The organism is Streptomyces sp. NPDC107654 (genome assembly GCF_055639035.1).
The window spans coordinates 59799-77664 of record NZ_JBVKBI010000032.1 but is presented as its reverse complement, the minus strand read 5'-3'; the positions used below and the strand labels follow the sequence as shown (position 1 = coordinate 77664).

18 protein-coding genes are annotated in these 17866 nt (G+C 71.4%); 6 read left to right on the top strand and 12 right to left on the bottom strand.

Going from position 1 to position 17866, the window contains the following annotated elements; all coding sequences use genetic code 11:
* The 5 genes from ACZ7N4_RS35425 to ACZ7N4_RS35405 form a co-directional block, all read right to left on the bottom strand.
* A partial coding sequence (locus tag ACZ7N4_RS35425; protein WP_471367302.1) for a sodium:solute symporter family protein occupies window positions 1–1100 on the bottom strand: 1100 nt, incomplete at its 3' end.
* On the bottom strand, window positions 1097–1360 hold the full coding sequence (locus tag ACZ7N4_RS35420; RefSeq protein ID WP_471367300.1) for a DUF3311 domain-containing protein: 264 nt from the start codon (window positions 1358–1360) through the stop codon (window positions 1097–1099). The genes ACZ7N4_RS35420 and ACZ7N4_RS35425, both read right to left, overlap by 4 nt.
* 147 nt (window positions 1361–1507) lie before the next feature.
* Window positions 1508–2269 carry a GntR family transcriptional regulator gene (locus ACZ7N4_RS35415; RefSeq protein WP_189999811.1) on the bottom strand — a complete coding sequence of 254 codons (762 nt, stop codon included), beginning with the start codon at window positions 2267–2269 and terminating at the stop codon, window positions 1508–1510.
* Window positions 2270–2489: 220 nt separating this feature from the next.
* Window positions 2490–3275 (bottom strand): glucosamine-6-phosphate deaminase, encoded by a 786-nt coding sequence (gene nagB, locus ACZ7N4_RS35410; RefSeq protein ID WP_471367297.1) that lies wholly within the window; start codon window positions 3273–3275, stop codon window positions 2490–2492.
* 203 nt (window positions 3276–3478) lie between these two features.
* Complete coding sequence (locus tag ACZ7N4_RS35405; protein WP_471367295.1) at window positions 3479–4231, bottom strand: SDR family oxidoreductase; 753 nt, start codon at window positions 4229–4231, stop codon at window positions 3479–3481.
* A 93-nt stretch (window positions 4232–4324) separates the two neighbouring features.
* On the opposite strand from ACZ7N4_RS35405, the gene ACZ7N4_RS35400 reads away from it, so the two are divergent.
* Together ACZ7N4_RS35400 and ACZ7N4_RS35395 are read left to right on the top strand one after the other, a co-directional pair.
* Window positions 4325–4939, top strand: a complete 615-nt coding sequence (locus ACZ7N4_RS35400) for a TetR/AcrR family transcriptional regulator (RefSeq protein ID WP_471367292.1) — start codon at window positions 4325–4327, stop codon at window positions 4937–4939.
* 319 nt (window positions 4940–5258) lie between these two features.
* Window positions 5259–6734 (top strand): sensor histidine kinase, encoded by a 1476-nt coding sequence (locus ACZ7N4_RS35395; RefSeq protein ID WP_471367290.1) that lies wholly within the window; start codon window positions 5259–5261, stop codon window positions 6732–6734.
* A 281-nt stretch (window positions 6735–7015) separates the two neighbouring features.
* Here ACZ7N4_RS35395 and ACZ7N4_RS35390 read toward each other — a convergent pair whose 3' ends face one another.
* Together ACZ7N4_RS35390 and ACZ7N4_RS35385 are read right to left on the bottom strand one after the other, a co-directional pair.
* The gene (locus ACZ7N4_RS35390; protein WP_003992873.1) at window positions 7016–7273 is read right to left on the bottom strand and encodes a WhiB family transcriptional regulator; all 258 of its coding nucleotides are present in this window, start codon (window positions 7271–7273) and stop codon (window positions 7016–7018) included.
* A gap of 321 nt (window positions 7274–7594) precedes the next feature.
* Complete coding sequence (locus ACZ7N4_RS35385) at window positions 7595–8563, bottom strand: diacylglycerol/lipid kinase family protein (protein WP_471367288.1); 969 nt, start codon at window positions 8561–8563, stop codon at window positions 7595–7597.
* A 136-nt stretch (window positions 8564–8699) separates the two neighbouring features.
* On the opposite strand from ACZ7N4_RS35385, the gene ACZ7N4_RS35380 reads away from it, so the two are divergent.
* Complete coding sequence (locus ACZ7N4_RS35380; protein ID WP_471367286.1) at window positions 8700–9161, top strand: hypothetical protein; 462 nt, start codon at window positions 8700–8702, stop codon at window positions 9159–9161.
* Window positions 9162–9209: 48 nt separating this feature from the next.
* Here the strand turns inward: ACZ7N4_RS35380 and ACZ7N4_RS35375 are convergent, their stop codons facing one another.
* The 3 genes from ACZ7N4_RS35375 to ACZ7N4_RS35365 all read right to left on the bottom strand — a co-directional run bounded on the left by ACZ7N4_RS35375 (window position 9210) and on the right by ACZ7N4_RS35365 (window position 11391).
* On the bottom strand, window positions 9210–10322 hold the full coding sequence (locus tag ACZ7N4_RS35375) for an RNA polymerase sigma factor SigF (RefSeq protein WP_471367284.1): 1113 nt from the start codon (window positions 10320–10322) through the stop codon (window positions 9210–9212).
* Window positions 10323–10339: 17 nt separating this feature from the next.
* A complete protein-coding gene (locus tag ACZ7N4_RS35370; RefSeq protein ID WP_362160416.1) occupies window positions 10340–10756 on the bottom strand; it encodes an ATP-binding protein in 417 nt (138 codons plus the stop codon).
* A gap of 374 nt (window positions 10757–11130) precedes the next feature.
* Window positions 11131–11391, bottom strand: a complete 261-nt coding sequence (locus ACZ7N4_RS35365) for a UBP-type zinc finger domain-containing protein (RefSeq protein WP_356161233.1) — start codon at window positions 11389–11391, stop codon at window positions 11131–11133.
* A 61-nt stretch (window positions 11392–11452) separates the two neighbouring features.
* Between ACZ7N4_RS35365 and ACZ7N4_RS35360 the strand changes: the two genes are divergently transcribed.
* A complete protein-coding gene (locus ACZ7N4_RS35360) occupies window positions 11453–13036 on the top strand; it encodes a Na+/H+ antiporter (RefSeq protein WP_471367282.1) in 1584 nt (527 codons plus the stop codon).
* Window positions 13037–13124: 88 nt separating this feature from the next.
* Here the strand turns inward: ACZ7N4_RS35360 and ACZ7N4_RS35355 are convergent, their stop codons facing one another.
* On the bottom strand, window positions 13125–14039 hold the full coding sequence (locus tag ACZ7N4_RS35355) for a 1-aminocyclopropane-1-carboxylate deaminase/D-cysteine desulfhydrase (RefSeq protein WP_471367280.1): 915 nt from the start codon (window positions 14037–14039) through the stop codon (window positions 13125–13127).
* Between the two features lie 243 nt (window positions 14040–14282).
* On the bottom strand, window positions 14283–14876 hold the full coding sequence (locus tag ACZ7N4_RS35350; RefSeq protein WP_471367278.1) for an N-acetylmuramoyl-L-alanine amidase: 594 nt from the start codon (window positions 14874–14876) through the stop codon (window positions 14283–14285).
* 313 nt (window positions 14877–15189) lie between these two features.
* On the opposite strand from ACZ7N4_RS35350, the gene ACZ7N4_RS35345 reads away from it, so the two are divergent.
* Together ACZ7N4_RS35345 and ACZ7N4_RS35340 are read left to right on the top strand one after the other, a co-directional pair.
* On the top strand, window positions 15190–16596 hold the full coding sequence (locus ACZ7N4_RS35345) for a family 2B encapsulin nanocompartment shell protein (RefSeq protein ID WP_471367276.1): 1407 nt from the start codon (window positions 15190–15192) through the stop codon (window positions 16594–16596).
* Between the two features lie 112 nt (window positions 16597–16708).
* The gene (locus ACZ7N4_RS35340) at window positions 16709–17839 is read left to right on the top strand and encodes a family 2 encapsulin nanocompartment cargo protein polyprenyl transferase (protein WP_471367274.1); all 1131 of its coding nucleotides are present in this window, start codon (window positions 16709–16711) and stop codon (window positions 17837–17839) included.
* Window positions 17840–17866 lie beyond the last annotated feature (27 nt).

Below are 17866 nucleotides of genomic sequence, written 5' to 3'. Positions count from 1 at the left end.
CGGGTGAAGAGGTTGGCCGCGGCGATGGACATGATGGCGGCCGGGACGAGGGCGCCGATGCCGATGGCGGCGAAGGCGACGCCCGCGAACCAGTCGGGGAACATGTCCTCGAACAGCTGCGGGATGGCGAGCTGCCCGTTGGTGACCTTCACCCCGGCCGCGATCGCCATGAAGCCCAGCAGCGCCAGCAGCCCCAGCATCAGGGAGTACAGCGGCAGGATCGTGGTGTTGCGGCGGATCACCTCACGGCTCCTGGACGACAGGGTCGCGGTGATCGAGTGCGGGTACATGAACAGCGCGAGCGCGGAGCCGAGTGCCAGGGTGGCGTACGTCCACTGCTTCGCGTCCCCCGGCGCCAGCGCGCCGCGTGGTTCCCCGGTGGCCTTGTTCACCTGGCTGAACGCGTGGCCCGCCTTGGCGAAGATGTCGTCGAACCCGCCCAGCTTGATCGGGATGTAGATGATCGCCACCGCGATGACGATGTAGATCAGGGCGTCCTTGACGAACGCGATCAGCGCGGGAGCGCGCAGACCGGACGAGTACGTGTACGCCGCCAGCACACCGAAGGCGATCAGCAGCGGCAGGTCCTTCACGAACCAGTTGGTGTTCTCGCCACCGCCGACGCCCATCACGTCCAGCACCGCCTGGATGCCGACGAGCTGGAGCGCGATGTACGGCATCGTCGCCAGGATGCCGGTCACCGCCACCGCCAGTGACAGCCCCTTCGAGCCGAACCGGCCGCGCACGAAGTCGGAGGTGGTGACGTACCCGTGCCGGTGCGAGACCGACCACAGGCGGGGCAGGAAGGTGAAGATCAGCGGGTACACCAGGATCGTGTACGGCACCGCGAAGAAGCCGGACGCGCCCGCCGCGTAGATCGCCGCCGGCACGGCGACGAAGGTGTATGCCGTGTACAGGTCACCGCCGAGCAGGAACCAGGTGACCCAGGTGCCGAACGACCGGCCGCCCAGCCCCCATTCGTCCAGCGAGTGCTCGTTCTCGGCCCTGCGCCAGCGCGCGGCCAGGAAGCCCATGACCGTGACGGCCAGGAAGAAGAAGATGAAGACGCCGAGCGCGACGCCGTTGACGCCGTCCTTCACTTCGCCGCACCCCCGTCCGCGCCGCCGCGGGCGCGCTGGTCACGCTTCCAGAGCTTGTACGCCAGCATGGTGAGCGCGGTGGAGATCAGCACCCAGAGCATCTGGTACCAGTAGAAGAACGGGATCCCGATGAACGCGGGGTCCGTCTTGGCGTACGAGCCGACCCACAGCATCGCCACGAAGGGCGCGACGAGACACACGGCGATGACCACCCGGGCCGGTGTCACCACCGGTGGTCTCACTTCAGGCGTTTCGGACATGCCACGGCTCCGTCCCCTCGCTGATCACCTGCAATGCGCAGGCAATCTAGGTGACGGCATCGTGACAGTGGAAGACCTCGTCCGCATATCGGTATATCGATTCAGCGAACGCGGCCGGCCCACGGTCCCGTCGGCCCCCTCGCCCCGCTACTCCGCGGGCCGCTTCAGCCGGGCCACGAACTTGTACCGGTCCCCCCGGTACACCGAGCGCACCCACTCCACCGGCTTGCCCTCGCGGTCCAGCGAGTGGCGGGAGAGCATCAGCATCGGCAGGCCCACGTCGGTGCCGAGCAGGGCCGCCTCGCGCGGGGTCGCCAGGGAGGTCTCGATGGTCTCCTCGGCCTCGGCGAGGTGGACGTCGTAGACCTCGGCGAGCGCGGTGTACAGGGAGGTGTACTTCACCAGCGAGCGCCTGAGGGCCGGGAAGCGCTTGGCCGACAGATGGGTGGTCTCGATCGCCATCGGCTCGCCGTTGGCCATGCGCAGCCGCTCGATGCGCAGCACGCGTCCGCCGGCGGTGATGTCGAGCAGCTCGGCGAGCCGGTCGTCCGCGGTGATGTACCCGATGTCCAGCAGCTGTGAGGTCGGCTCCAGGCCCTGGGCGCGCATGTCCTCGGTGTAGGAGGTGAGCTGCAGGGCCTGGGAGACCTTGGGCTTGGCCACGAAGGTGCCCTTGCCCTGGATGCGTTCCAGCCGGCCCTCCACCACCAGCTCCTGCAGCGCCTGGCGCACCGTGGTGCGGGAGGTGTCGAACTCGGCGGCCAGCGTGCGCTCGGGCGGGACCGGCGTGCCCGGCGCCTGGGTCTCCGTCATGTCGAGCAGGTGCTTCTTCAGGCGGTAGTACTTGGGCACGCGGGCGGTACGGGTGGTGCCGGCCTCGTTCTCCGCACTGCTGACGTCGGTGCTCATGCTCTGCCTTCCCGGCTCCGGTGCCGAAAGCGACCGACATCCCAATCGGTCACGGCTCACATCGTGGCACGGGTTGTCGTGTCAGCACTCCACCCGCACGCTCCGTGACCCCTCTATATACCGTTGCTCCCGTGGTTGGTCTAGGCCAACAGGGGAAGCGAGGCGGTGGAGCAGGCGAGGGGAATGGGGGGCCGGGTCCACCAGGGGCGGGCCCCCGGGATCAGATGCCCTGCCACTCCGGCTTGTTGGCGTAGGTGTGACGGAAGTAGTCGGCCAGCTTGAGCTTGGACGCGGCTGCCTCGTCCACGACCACCGTGGCGTGCGGGTGGAGCTGGAGCGCCGAGGCGGGGCAGACGGCGGCGACCGGACCCTCGACGGTCGCGGCGACCGCGTCCGCCTTGCCCTCGCCGGTGGCCAGCAGCACCAGGTGCCGCGCCTCCAGGATCGTCCCGATGCCCTGGGTGATCACGTGGTGCGGGACCTGCTCGATGTCGCCGCCGAAGAAGCGGGCGTTGTCGATCCGGGTCTGCTCGGTCAGCGTCTTGATCCGGGTGCGCGAGGCGAGCGAGGAGCACGGCTCGTTGAACCCGATGTGCCCGTCGGTCCCGATGCCGAGCAACTGCAGGTCCACCCCGCCGGCCTCGGCGAGCGCGCGGTCGTACGCCTCGCACGCCGCCTGGACGTCCTGGGCGGTGCCGTCCGGTCCCATGAACGCGTCCATGTCCGTCCCGAGCGGTTCCAGCACCTCGCGGCGCAGCACCGAGCGGTAGGACTCGGGGTGGTCCGCCGGCAGCCCCACGTACTCGTCGAGCTGCGCTATCCGCGCCCGCGAGGCGTCCACGGCGCCGGAGCGGACCTTGGCGGTCAGCGCCTGGTAGATGGGCAGCGGGGTGGAGCCGGTGGCCACGCCGAGCAGGGCGTCGGGCTTGCGTCGCAGCAGCTGGGCCATGGCCTCGGCGATCAGCTCGCCGCCCGCCGCGGCGTCCGGAACGATGACAACTTCCACGCTGGGCCTGCCTTCTGAGAGGGCTCTGTGCGTCTCTATGTGGTTTAGACCAATCTAACAGAATCCGGCGTGCGGGAGCGCGGAGAAGGAGGAGGTGAAGAGGGAGGCAGGGAGAAAGGGAGGAAGGGAGGAAGGGAGGGAAGGGGAGCAGGGCAGGGGGCGGCGGGCCGGGGGAGGCCCGCCGTGTCGGGAAGGGCGGGGGCTCAGGTGAGGGAGCCTCCCGTGGCGTCCAGCCAGTGACCGGTCACCCAGCGGCCGTCCTCCGAGACCAGGAAGGCGACCACGTCCGCGATGTCCGCCGGTGTGCCCACCCGGCCCAGCGCCGAGTAACCGGCGGCTTGCTGCCACGCCTCGTCGCTCGCCCGCAGCCAGGAGGCGTTGACGTCGGTGTCCACGATGCCGGGTGCCACCGAGTTCACCGTGATCCCGCGGGGGCCGAGAACCTTGGACAGGTCCCGGGTGAAGACGTCCAGGGCGGCCTTCGTCATCGAGTACGCCATCAGGTCGGGCATCGCCGCGGCGCGGGAGAGGCCCGACGATATGGCGACCACCCGCCCGCCGTCCCGCAGCCGCTCCGCCCCGAGCCGGGTGAGGAAGAACGGGGCCTTCACGTTCACCGCGAAGAGCCGGTCGTACTCCCCCTCCTCGATCTCCGGGAACGCGCGGGAGGTGCCGATGCCCGCGTTGTGCACGAGGATGTCCAGCCCGTCCGCCTGCCGGTCGAACTCCGCCCACAGTCGCTCCGCGTCCCCGGGGCGGCCCAGCTCCACTCCGACCGCGAAGGCCGAGCCGCCGGCCGCCTCGATCGCCGCGACCGTCTCCTTCGCGGCGCTCTCATTGCTCCCGTAGTGCACCGCCACTCGTGCCCCGTCGCGCCCGAGCCGCTCGGCGATCCCCCGTCCGATGCCCCGGCTCGCGCCCGTGACCAGTGCCGTCTTCCCCGTGAGCGCACCCATGTCCACCCCTCCGCATTTGTCTAGCGATCGATACAGAAAGACCGTACACCACCCCGCCGACAATTTTCTAGGGACCGCTATAAAATAATCCGCATGGCGACGCGTCAGGACACAGCAGCGAAGGGGCGGGGGCGGCCGCGCTCCTTCGACCGGGCCACGGCCCTGGAGAAGGCGCTCATGGCCTTCTGGGAGCACGGGTACGAGGCCACCTCGGTCTCCGACCTGACCCGGATCATGGGCATCGGCGCCCCCAGCCTGTACGCGGCCTTCGGGGACAAGCGCACCCTGTTCGACGAGGTCGTCCGCGTCTACGCCGGCACGCACGGAGCCTTCACCGACCGCGCCCTCGCCGAGGAGCCGACGGCGCGGGCGGGTGTCGCGCGCATGCTCCGCGAGGCCGCCGCCGAGTACACCGACCCCGCCCACCCGCACGGCTGCCTGATCGTCCACGCCGCCACCAACTGCACCACCCCGGAGGTCGATGCGCTGCTGTGCGGGCTGCGCAACGCCAACATCGCCCGGCTGGAAGCCCGGATCCAGGCCGACATCGCGGCCGGACTGCTGCCCGCCGGCACCGACGCATGCGCCCTCGCCCGGCATGCCGGTGCGATGATCCAGGGCATGTCGCAGCAGGCCCGCGACGGCGCGCGCCGGGAGGAACTGGAGGCGCTCGCGGAAATTGCCATGGCCATCTGGCCCCACGACTGACCCGGGCGGGCTAGGCTGCGTGGCATCGCGTGCCGGTGCCCTCGCGGCGGGACGCCTCCGCACCATGGACACGCCATAGTGGTCTAGTCCACAATCGAAGAAGAAGCCTCCGTCTTCCCCGCACAGGAAGGCGGACAGAGGAACCGGCGCTCTCTGCCCTGACTGCTCCGGCTCCTCGACTTCGGCCGACCGGGACCGCACACCCCGCGGCCGATGATGCTCCGGGCTGCGGTGCCGGGAGGGTTGAGGGTCCCTTCCAGGCGCCGCGGCCCGCGGGTGTTTTTCCGGCCATCCACGAGGCCCCGGTACGCTCGCACACGTGCCCTCCATGAACGAACTCGTACGCCAGCACACCGCCCTCGACGACTCCGATCTCGAGTGGCTCCACCTGCTGGTCTCGGAGTGGCAGCTGCTCTCCGACCTCTCCTTCGCCGACCTGGTGCTGTGGGTGCCCACCCGGGACGGCACCCGGTACGTCTCGGTCGCCCAGATGCGGCCGAACACCGGCCCCACCTCCTACCAGGACGACATGGTCGGCCACCTGGTCCCGCGCGGCCGGCGGCCCATGCTGGACGCCGCCCTGGACGAGGGCCGGATCGTGCGCGAGGGCGACCCGGAGTGGCGCGAGGAGGTCCCCGTACGGGTCGAGTCCATCCCCGTGCGCCGTGAGGGCCGCGTCCTCGGTGTGATCGCCCGGAACACCAACCTGCTCACCGTGCGCACCCCGAGCCGGCTGGAGCTGACCTACCTCCAGAGCGCCTCCGACCTGGCGCAGATGATCGCGGCCGGCTCCTTCCCCTTCCCCGACCAGCAGGTCGACATGGACGCCTCCCCGCGCGTCGGCGACGGCCTGATCCGGCTGGACGCGGACGGCCTCGTCCAGTACGCCTCCCCGAACGCCCTCTCCGCCTACCACCGGCTCGGTCTCGCCGCCGACCTGGTCGGCCACCACCTGGGGCGGACCACGGCCGAACTCGCCCCGACCCGGGGTCCCGTGGACGAGGCGCTGGCCAAGGTGGCCAGCGGTTGGGCGCCGCGCGAGTTCGAGATCGAGGCACACGACGGCGTCATCCAGTTCCGGGCCATCCCGCTCAAGCCCAAGGGCACGCGCATCGGTTCGCTGGTGCTGCTCCGGGACGTCACGGAACTGCGGCGCCGCGAGCGCGAGTTGATCACCAAGGACGCCACCATCCGGGAGATCCACCACCGGGTGAAGAACAACCTCCAGACGGTCGCCGCACTGCTCCGGCTCCAGGCCCGTCGCATCGACTCCGAGCGCGGCCGGGAGGCGCTGGAGGAGGCGGTCCGCCGGGTCGGCTCCATCGCCATCGTCCACGAGACACTGTCCCAGAACCTGGACGAGCGGGTGGAGTTCGACGACATCGCCGACCGGGTGCTCGCCATGGTGGCCGAGATCTCGCCCGGCAAGGTGACCGGCCGGCGCAGCGGACGGTTCGGGATACTCGACGCCGAGGTCGCCACCCCGCTGTCCATGGTCCTCACCGAGATCCTGCAGAACGCGCTGGAGCACGGCTTCCGTGAGGGCGACACCGGCACGGTCGAGGTCTCGGCGGTGCGGGGCGGCACCACCAAGGAGGCCCGGCTGCTGGTCACCGTCCAGGACGACGGGGTCGGCCTGCCCGAGGGCTTCGACCCGCACCGCTCGGGCAACCTCGGTCTGCAGATCGTACGGACGTTGGTGGAGGGCGAGTTGGGCGGCTCGTTCGACATGCTGCCGGCGCCGGAGCGGGGGACCCGGGTGATCCTCGACATTCCGGTGCGGGCGCAGAAGTAGGCGACTCCCCATTCCCGGAAGTTCGCGCAAGCTCCCGGAAGTTCCCCGGGTAAGGGGGCGACTCCCTTTCGCCGGAGGGGGCTTGCGGCGGTGTCTCGGCGGTAGGGCGCCTGAGCACAGCAAAAAGCCCCGGACCGCCATTGGTCCGAGGCTCGTGCTCGTTGCTGCTCTGCTAAATCGCTAGCGGCATCGGGGGATACTGCGCGCTGCGGCTCGGGGGCGGGAGATGCGTACGTGCTGTGCGCGCCGCCAAGCTCAGGCTGTCAGCAGGGGTGGGTGTGTCAGGCGGAGGCCTGACGAGCCCGGTTGCGGGCGGCGCGGCGCTTCATGGCACGGCGCTCGTCCTCGCTGAGACCACCCCAGACGCCGGAGTCCTGGCCGGACTCAAGCGCCCACTGCAGACACTGCTCGATCACCGGGCAGCGACGGCAGACGGCCTTGGCTTCCTCGATCTGCAGCAGCGCAGGACCGGTGTTGCCGATGGGGAAGAAGAGCTCGGGGTCTTCCTCGCGGCAAACGGCGTTGTGACGCCAGTCCATGGCTGCTACCTCTCCTTGGTATTACGTGCAAGTTGCTTGTGAATGTGAACGCTTTCACGAATCCCTCAACAAGTGAAGGGCCGACTGCCGAGTCTTCACCCGGCGTGGTCCTGTGTTTGAAGAGGGGTTCCGGTGATCAGTGGAGGCCGGTGTTGCGGGCCGTCCCGATCGCCACGTAGAGACTCGCAAACCTCAGCGGCGGATACAACCCCTTCCGGAAAGTTTTTTTTGATTCCTCGGTGTCGACTAGGTCACAGCCGTACTTCCATGGGGTGGATCCTGGCCTAAACGTTCGAGTGAAAGGAGTTTCGCCCGTTCCGCTCACACAATCACACGCAGTGCACGGCGTACGCCTGTGAACGTCACGCTAGTGCGCAGCCCCAGGTGGTCACCGTCCATCTGGAGGGGCAGGGGCACCTTCGAATGCAAGGTGAACTGGTCCAGATCGTGCAGGGAGAGGGCGTGTCTGCCCTGCGGTCCCCGCTCGGGGGACGAAGTGAGCAACTGGGTGCCATACCGGGCAACCGCGGCAGTCGAGAGGCGGCTGAGACCGAGCACATCGATGCCGGTGTCGAACGAGGCCTTAGGCGACGTATACATGGGGCGATTGCCGAGATACGTCCACGGGGACGTGTTCGAGACTATGGCGACGACCAGATCCTCGACCGGGTCGGCGCCGGGCCGCTCCAGTGTGATCGTGCCGTGCCGGCGGTTCGGCTCGCCGAGGAACTGCCGGATCACCTGGCGGACGTAGAGCGCGTGCGTCGACCTCTTCCCGCGCTCGCGCTGCTGCTCGACCCGGCCCACCACACCGGCGTCGAACCCGAGCCCGGCATTGAAGGTGAACCAACGGGCCGGTACCGCCTCGTCCTCGGTGCCCGGCGGGCCGGAGGTCAGCCCCAGGCCGACGACCCGCTCGCTGCCTTCGCGCAGCGCGTCCAGCAGCGCGCCGGTGGCCTCGACGGGATCGTTGGGCAGACCCAGGGCGCGGGCGAAGACGTTCGTGGATCCGCCGGGGACGACGGCCAGACCGGGCAGGCGGTCGGGGGCGGGTCCGTCGTGCAGGAGGCCGTTGACGACCTCGTTCACCGTGCCGTCGCCGCCGAGGGCCACCACCAGGTCGATGTCGTCGCTCTCCGCCGCCTGCCGGCCGAGGTCACGGGCGTGGCCGCGGTATTCGGTGGTGACCGCCTCCAGCTTCATCTCGCTCGCCAGCGCGTGGATCAGCACGTCACGTCTGCGTGCGCTTGTGGTGGTAGCCGCCGGATTGACCACGAGAAGTGCACGCATGCATGGCAGCGTACCTACTGGGGGGTACCCGGCCCAGACCGAGGTAGGGATCCGGTAAGAGACCGGGGCGTGAGCCTGGACACTCGGGGGCGCGGGGCCCGCCCGGGCGCCGGAGGGGGAGGGCTACCCTGCTGGGGTGAGCAGTCAGCAGAACCCCGCCCCGGACACCGCCGAAGCCGCCGCAGCCGACCCGGCCGCCGGGCCGCGCCCGCGCCGGCTGACGTACGCGGCGGCGCTGGCCGGGCTGGAGGGCGCCGCCCTCCTGGCCGGCGGCCTGTGGGTGCTCGTCCTCGGACTCGCCGGAGAACCGGACGACCGGCAGCAGGCCGTGACCCTCGGCATCACCCTGGTCGCCCTCGCGCTGCTGCCGCTGCTCGCCGCGCGCGGTCTGCTGCTGCGACGCGGCTGGAGCCGGGGTCCCGCGGTGATCACGCAGGTCCTGGCCCTTCCGGTGGCCTACAACCTGCTCCACTCCGACGGTGTCGCCCTCCCGGTGGGCATCGTCGTGGCGGCGGTGGCCGTGACCGCGCTGGTGCTCCTCGTCACCGGCGAGACGACCCGGGCCCTCGGGATCAAGGGGCCGGGCCGGTCCGACTGACGCCCACAGGTCCGGGCCTGCTCCACACCGAGGAGCCGAGTCCGGGTCCTACTCCTCGACGAGGAGCTTCTCCCGCAGCTGGGCCAGCGTGCGGGCCAGCAGCCGGGAGACGTGCATCTGGGAGATGCCGACCTCCTGCGCGATCTGCGACTGGGTCATGTTCCCGAAGAAGCGCAGCAGCAGGATCCGCTTCTCGCGCGGCGGCAGGTCCTCCAGCAGCGGCTTGAGGGACTCGCGGTACTCCACGCCCTCCAGCGCCTCGTCCTCGGCGCCCAGCGTGTCGGCGACCGCCGGTGACTCGTCGTCCGTGTCGGGGACGTCCAGCGACAGCGTGGAGTACGCGTTGGCGGACTCCAGGCCCTCCAGGACCTCCTCCTCCGAGATGGCGAGCTTCTCGGCCAGCTCGTGCACGGTCGGGGACCGGCCGTGCAGCTGGGACAGCTCGGCCGTCGCGGTGGTCAGCGAGAGCCGCAGCTCCTGGAGCCGGCGCGGCACCCGGACCGCCCAGCCCTTGTCGCGGAAGTGCCGCTTGATCTCGCCGACGACGGTCGGGGTGGCGTACGTGGAGAACTCCACGCCGCGCTCGGGATCGAACCGGTCGACGGACTTGATCAGACCGATCGTGGCGACCTGCGTGAGGTCGTCCAGCGGCTCGCCGCGGTTGCGGAAGCGGCGGGCCAGGTGCTCCACGAGCGGCAGGTGCATGCGGACCAGCTGGTTGCGCAGCTCCGCGTACTCCGTGCTGCCCTCCGGCAGGGTGCGCAGCTCGATGAACATCGCCCGCGCCCCGCTGCGGTCCTGGGCGTCGTGCCGCACGGCCTGTACGGCGTCCGTGCCCGGCGCGTCGTCCTCGGCGTTTCGCTCGTGCTCGCTCATCGTCCCGCCCGTAGCCCTTCCCCGAGGCCTCGCCCCCGCGCGGACCCCGGTTCCGGCACCGCCGCGTGCCGGGGGCGGCGTGCCTTCCGCGGCATCGTCACCGCCGGCCCGCGCGGAGTCGTCCTCCGGGTGCGGCCTGGCCTGCTCGGGGATGCCGTCGATGCCGTCCGCCATGCGCCGGGAACCGTCCCGGGGGTCCGCCCCGGAGGTCTCGGCGCTGGTCGACCAGGGGGCACCCCCGTCCCCGGTCGGCAGCTCCCGTGTGCCGCGCTCTTCGTCCCGCACCGGCCCGTCCCCGTTCCTCACGCCGGCCCGGGGCCGGCGCCGCGCTGTTTGTAGAGGCTGATCGAGACCGTCTTGTCCTCGTCCACGGCGGACGAGACCTTGCCCGCGAGGGCCGACAGCACGGTCCAGGCGAAGGTGTCCCGCGAAGGGGCGTGGCCGTCCGTGGTCGGCGCCGACACCGTGACCTCCAGCGAGTCGTCCACGAGCCGGAAGACACAGCTGAGCACCGAGCCGGGCACGGCCTGCTGGAGCAGGATCGCGCAGGCCTCGTCCACGGCGATGCGCAGGTCCTCGATCTCGTCCAGGGTGAAGTCCAAGCGGGCCGCCAGACCGGCCGTGGCCGTCCGCAGCACCGACAGGTAGGCACCCGCAGCCGGAAGCCGGACTTCCACGAAGTCCTGGTTCGTCGCGGGCTCGCCTGCGATCTGGGACACCCTCACCTCCATGGTGGTACAAGCTTTACGGGGCCGAGGGTCGCCCCTCGGGGGTAACGCGTACGTGGTTCAAGCGGTGACGCTATCGCGCTCCGAACGTTGCTGTCCCCGGGACCCCAACCCCCTGGCGTCACTCACAGTAAAGCTGCGGATACGCTCCGTGTCTAGAGGGTTTGCGGGCCCAAAAGGGAAGAGCGCGCGCCGGGTTGACGTACCCAGACGTCGGACGCTCGAACCGTCGTGCGGCAGCCGCCGCATGCAGTGTCACACGAGAAGGCGGTCGGACGGGACGGTCTCGCCCACACGAGCGCGTTCGACCAGCTCACACGCGTACGGGTGGCACGCGCTCAGGCCGACGGTCACGCCGACACGGCTCACACGAGGACGTGGTCGACGAAACACCACCGCCAGTCCTCGCCGGGCTCGAAGGTCCGCATCACCGGGTGGCCGGACTTCTCGTGGTGCTCCGTCGCGTGCCGGCCCGGCGAGGAGTCGCAGCAGCCGACGTGACCGCAGGTGAGGCACAGCCGCAGCTGTACGGGGTGGGTGCCGTCCCGCAGGCACTCGGGACAGGTCGGTTCGAGGGGCTCCGGTTCCGGGTGCGGCAGCGCGGCGGCGTGCGTGCACTGTTTCATGATTGCCAGATTACGACGGGTGTGCGGGTGGCCGCGCGAAGACGAGGGTGGGCGAGGACCAATGGACGTGATGCCCCTGCTGTTGCTGGTGGCGGGCAGCGCCGCGGTGGCCGCGGCGGCGCGGCGCACCCCCGCGCCGGCGCCCCTGCTGCTGGTCGCGGTGGGCCTGGCGGTCTCGTACATCCCCGGAGTGCCGTCCTACACCCTCGATCCGCACATCGTCCTGCCCCTGCTGCTGCCCCCGCTGCTGTACACCTCGGCGAGCGACAGCTCCTACCTCGACCTGAGGGCGCAGCTGCGGCCGGTGGCGCTGCTCTCGGTGGGCTATGTGCTCTTCGCGACCGTCGTCGTCGGCTGGGCCGCCTATCTGCTCGTCCCCGGTCTGTCGCTGACCGCCGCGCTGGTGCTGGGCGCGGTGGTGGCCCCGCCGGACGCGGTGGCGGCGACGGCGGTCGCACGCCGGGTCGGCCTGCCCTCCCGGATCACCACGATCCTCCAGGGCGAGTCCCTGCTGAACGACGCCACGGCGATCACCGCGTACAAGGTCGCGCTCGGCGCCGCCGTCGGCGAGGGGGCCACCTGGGCCGGCGGCATCCGCGAGTTCGCGCTCGCCGCGGTCGGCGGTGTCGGCATCGGCCTCGTCCTCATGGCGCCCCTGCACTGGCTGCGCACGCACCTGACCGAGCCCCTGCTGCAGAACACGCTCTCGCTGCTGATCCCGTTCGTCGCCTACGGGGTCGCGGAGGCGGCGCACGCCTCCGGGGTGCTCGCGGTCGTGGTCGTCGCCCTGTACCTCGGCCACCGCGCGTGGGAGGTCGACTTCGCCACCCGGCTCCAGGAGGAGGCGGTGTGGAAGATGGTCGCCTTCGTGCTGGAGTCCGCGGTCTTCGCCCTGATCGGCCTCCAGCTGCCGATCGTCCTCAAGCGGCTCGGCGAGTACGAGGGCGCCGCCGCCACCTGGTACGCGCTCGCCGTCTTCGTGGTCGTGGTGGTGGCCCGGTTCGTCTGGGTCTACCCGGCCACCTTCCTGCCCCGGCTGCTGTCCGCGCGCATCAGGGAGCGCGAGCAGAACCCCACCTGGCGGGGCGCGATGGTCACCTCGTGGGCCGGTATGCGCGGTGTCGTCTCCCTGGCCATCGCCTTCGCGATCCCGTCGACCATGCCCGACGGCCCCCGCAACCTGATCCTCTTCCTGACCTTCACCACCGTCATCGGCACCCTCGTCGTCCAGGGCGTGACACTGCCGCCGCTGATCCGGCTGCTGCGGTTCCCCGGCCGTGACCGGCAGGCCGAGACGCTCGCCGAGGCCAACGCCCAGGCGCAGGCCTCGCGGGCCGCGGAGGCCCGGCTGGACGACCTCCTCTCCGACGAGCGCAACACCCTGCCGCCGCCGCTCGCCGACCGGCTGCGCATGGTGCTGGAGCGCCGCCGCAACGCCGTCTGGGAGCGGCTCGGCCAGGTCAACCCGGTCACCGGCGAGTCCGTGGACGACACCTACCGCCGGCTGTCCCGCGAGATGATCAGCGCCGAACGCGAGGTCTTCGTCAAGCTCCGCGACCTGCGCTACATCGACGACGAGATGCTGCGCGCGCTGCTCAGACGCCTGGACCTGGAGGAGGCGGCGGCCTTCAGGGAGGCCCACTAGCGGGTCGCGGGCGGCTGCCTGGGCCGCAGGGGGCGCCCGCCGGAGGGGCGGCGGGGCGCTTCCGGCGGCTGTGGGGCGGCTGCCGGGGCTACGGGGCGGCTTCCGGGGGCTCCGGGAAAGGTCGTCCCGTGACGACGGCGGCGATCGTCGTCCCGCGCGCGAAGGCGCCCTCCTCCGCCAGGGAGACGAGTCCGTACAGCAACTTGGCGACATAGAGACGCTCCACCGGCAGTCCGTGGCGCTGCTCGAAGTCCTGTGCGAACGCCTCCAGCGCCGGTGTCGTACGGGCGTAACCGCCGCAATGGAAGCGGTCGTCCAGGGACCAGGTGCCGCTGCGGGAACCGAAGGCACGTTCCTGCAGGTCCCGTACCGCGTCCTCCAGGAAACCGCCCCTCAGGACCGGTATGCCGAGCGCGCGCTGCCCGTCCGCCAGCCCGGCGGCGAGGCCGGCCAGGGTGCCGCCGGTGCCGCAGGCGACCGCGACGACCTCGGCGCGACCGCGCAGCTCCGCGCCGAGGTCACGGCAGCCGCGCACCGCCTCGGCGTTGCTGCCGCCCTCCGGGACGACGTACGCGCCCTCGGCGCCGGCCGCGCGCAGGATCGCGGCCAGGATCTCCGGCTCCGTCTTGCGGCGGTACGTCGACCGGTCCACGAAGCGCAGCCGCATGCCGTCGGCCGCGCACCGGGCCAGGGACGGGTTGAGCGGGCGGTCCGCCAGCTCCTGCCCGCGGACCACTCCGGTGGTGGGCACGCCCAGCAGGCGGCCCGCGGCGGCGGTGGCCCGGAGGTGGTTGGAGTAGGCCCCGCCGAAGGTGACCAGGGCGCGGCCGTGCGCCGCCGCGATGTTCGGCACCAGCTTGCGCCACTTGTTGCCGATCAGCTCCGGGTGGATGAGATCGTCCCGCTTGAGCACCAACCGGAGCCCGCGGCGGCCGAAACGGTCGTCACGTATCTCGTGGAGGGGGGAGGGGAGGCGGGGGGTGAGCGGGTCCGGGCTGGTCACGGCTTCATTGTGGCCCGTGGCCCGACGTCCGTCGCCGGGTGGCCCATCGGCATCGCCTGTGGCTCGTCGTCCGTCGCCCCTGGGCGCGCCCGTGGCCGTGCCCGTCATCGTTGCCCGCCCGCCCGCCCGCCCGCCCGCCAGCCCGTCCCCGCTCCTCGCCGTGTACGTGCCCGTGCCCGTCGCCGCCCGTCCCCGCTCCCGCGCCACCGTCCCCGCGCCCCACCTTCGCGCCCCCCGGGGTGGCTACCCCTTCAGCCTCTCGGCGACCCGTTCCCTCAGCCAGGACATCGAGAAGCCCCGCGGGTCCACCTTTCCCGGTTGCCACTCCAGGTGGCCGATGACCGACCGTTCCGTCCACCCGTGGTGCCGGCACAGCGCCGCGGCGACCCGTTCGACGGCCTCCAGCTGTTCCTCCGGCCAGGGGTCCTGCCCGTCGCCGAGGTTCTCGCACTCGAAGCCGTAGAAGTGCCGGTTGCCGTCGGTGTTCGCCTCGTTGTCCGGGGGCAGTCCCTTCTCGGCGATCACCGCGCGCAGCACCTCGTCGTCACCCAGCCCGGCGTGGTTGGCGCGGCCGTAGCCGACCAGGTGGACCGTGCCGTCCTTCGTGATCACGCCGTGGCACAGCGGCCCGGGCAGGTCGTCGTAGCCGTCGCGGCAGAGCTCCACGGTGCGTTCGGCGCCCCGGGTCACCGTGTGGTGGATCATCACGCCGTGGACGGGCCCCCAGGGGCCCTTGTGGTTGCGGTTGTGGTGCTGCCAGTCGCCGACCTCGGCGATCGTGACGCCCTCCGCCCTGAGCGCGTCCAGAAATCCGCTCGCCGACATGGGTGGGGCCATGCCCGACTCCTTCGTGCCGTGCCCGTCCGGCCGTCGGTCGCGGCCGGATGTCCTGCCCGCTTCTACCTAAACCGGACGTCCCGGTACACACCGTTCGTATGGTGTGCGAGCCGATCCGGACAGCCGGCGCGTGCCGTACGGGCCGGGACAGGCGGGGCGGGTCTGGCGCGGCCCCTCTTTCTGCCCGCTAATCCGATGATCCATTCCCGCTCTTTCGGGTAATGGCGCCACCGCGCCCGGTGCTGGGAGCCTCGGACGTGAGACCGGTGCTCGTGCGCATCGGCACCGGGCATGACACGGGAGGCATTTCTCTATGTCGGTAGGCGAAGAGGTCCGCACGGATCAGGGCAGGCCGCAGCAGTCCCTCGGGACGGCGGCTGCGCGGAATCTGGCCACCACCACCAAGTCCGTTCCGCAGATGCAGGAGATCAGCTCCCGCTGGCTGCTGCGCACGCTTCCCTGGGTCGACGTCCAGGGCGGCACCTACCGGGTGAACAGGCGGCTGACCTACGCCGTCGGCGACGGTCGCATCACCTTCGTCAAGACCGGCGACCAGGTCGAGGTCATCCCGAACGAACTGGGCGAACTGCCGGCGCTCCGCTCGTACGAGGACGAGGAGGTGCTGACGGAGCTGGCCCGGCGCTGCCGTCAGCGCGACTTCGCGCCCGGCGAGGTGATCGCCGGCTTCGGCAACCGGACGGACGAGGTCTACCTGCTCGCGCACGGCCGCGTGGAGAAGGTCGGCACGGGGCCCTACGGCGACGACGCCGTGCTCGGTGTCCTCGCCGACGGCGCCTACTTCGGTGACCAGGCGCTGCTCGACCCGGAGGCGATCTGGGAGTACACCGTCCGCGCGGACACCCCGACCACGGTGCTGATCCTCAGCCGTCAGGACTTCGAACAGGTGGCGGAGCGCTCCGACTCGCTGCGCGCGCACCTCGAACGCCTGCGCTCGATCCCGGAGCAGCGGACCAACAAGTACGGCGAGAAGGAGGTCGAGCTGGCGGCCGGCCACTCCGGCGAGCCCGACATCCCGCACACCTTCGTGGACTACGAGTCACGCCCCCGCGAGTACGAACTGAGCATCGCCCAGACCGTCCTGCGCATCCACACGCGCGTGGCCGACCTCTACAACCAGCCGATGAACCAGACCGAGCAGCAGCTGCGGCTGACGGTCGAGGCGTTGAAGGAGCGCCAGGAGCACGAGCTGGTCAACAACCCGGAGTTCGGCCTGCTCAGCAACTGCGAGTACGACCAGCGGATCCAGCCGCACGACGGCGTGCCCAGCCCGGACGACCTGGACGAGCTGCTCAGCCGCCGCCGGGGTACCAAGCTGCTGCTGGCCCACCCGCGCGCGATCGCCGCGATCGGACGCGAGCTGAACAAGCGGGGACTGGTCCCGGAGACCATCGACATCGCCGGCAACCGCATCCCCACCTGGCGCGGGGTGCCGATCTACCCGTGCAACAAGATCCCGGTCAGCGAGGCCCGCACGACCTCCATCATCGCCATGCGTACCGGTGAGGCCGAGCAGGGTGTCATCGGCCTGAGGCAGTCCGGCATCCCGGACGAGATCGAGCCGAGCCTGTCGGTCCGGTTCATGGGCATCAACGAACAGGCCATCATCAAGTACCTGGTGACGGCGTACTACTCGGCCGCCGTCCTGGTGCCCGACGCGCTCGGCGTGCTGGAGAACGTCGAGATCGGCCGGTGGAGGTGACGTTTCCGCACGTCGCGGCCGTGTTCCCGCCCGTCGGCGCGGGTAGGCCCTCCGGGTATGCGTCCGGCAAGGCCGGTGACGCCGGCCTGCGCGGACCTGACGAGGGGGAGGCATGGCCGAGTTCGTGACGGAGACGGAAGAGCGTTCCTCCGGTGTGCCGCGTTCCGGCACACCGGGGGATCCGCGGGAAGGCGCCGGCCCGGCCGACGCGCAGGAGGCGGTGGCACAGCTGGAGCGCACCCGGGCCCTGGTCGACCCGGAGCTGCGCGCGGCCGTGGAGTCGCTGCCCGGCTCGATGCGCCGGGTCGGGCTGTACCACTTCGGCTGGCAGCACGCCGACGGCAGCCCGGCTGCGGGCAACGCGGGCAAGGCGATCCGGCCGGCACTCGTGCTGGCGGCCGCCGCGGCACTCGGCGGCCCGGCGGCCCGGGAGGCGGCGGTGCGTGCGGCGGCGGCGGTCGAGCTGGCCCACAACTTCACGCTGCTGCACGACGACCTGATGGACCGGGACACCACCCGCCGGCACCGCCCGACGGCCTGGGCCGTGTTCGGTGACGCCGACGCGATCCTCGCCGGGGACGCCCTCCAGGCGCTTGCCCTGCGCCTGCTCGCCGAGGACCCGCACCCGGCCTCCGTTCCGGCCATGGCCCGGCTCACGGCCTGTGTCATGGAGCTGTGCGAGGGGCAGCACACCGACACCGACCTGGAGCAGCGCGCTCCGGACGCGGTCGGTCTGGACGAGGTGCTCGCCATGGCCGAGGCCAAGACCGGCGCCCTGCTGGGCTGTGCCTGCGCGCTCGGGGCGCTGTACGCGGGCGCCCGGGAGGAGGACGTGGCGGCGCTGGACGCCTTCGGTCGTCAGGCCGGGCTCGCCTTCCAGCTGATCGACGACGTCATCGGGATATGGGGGGACCCGCGGCACACCGGCAAGCCGGCGGGCGCGGATCTCGTCGCCCGCAAGAAGTCCCTGCCGGTGGTGGCGGCGCTCACCTCCGGCGCCCCGGCGGCGGCCGAACTCGCCGCCCTGTACGCCGGGCCGTACCGCGCGGAGGAGGCGGAGTCCGGGGAGATCGCGCGCGCCGCCCTGGCGGTGGAGCGGGCCGGCGGCCGGGACTGGGCGCAGGCCGAGGCGGCCGACCGGATGGCCCGGGCCATGCAGGAACTGGCCCGCGCGGTTCCCGACCCCGAGGCGGCGGGGGGTCTGCTGGCCCTCGCCGAATTCGTGACCCGGCGCACCAGCTGACGGCCCTCCTCCCGGCGCACCAGCTGA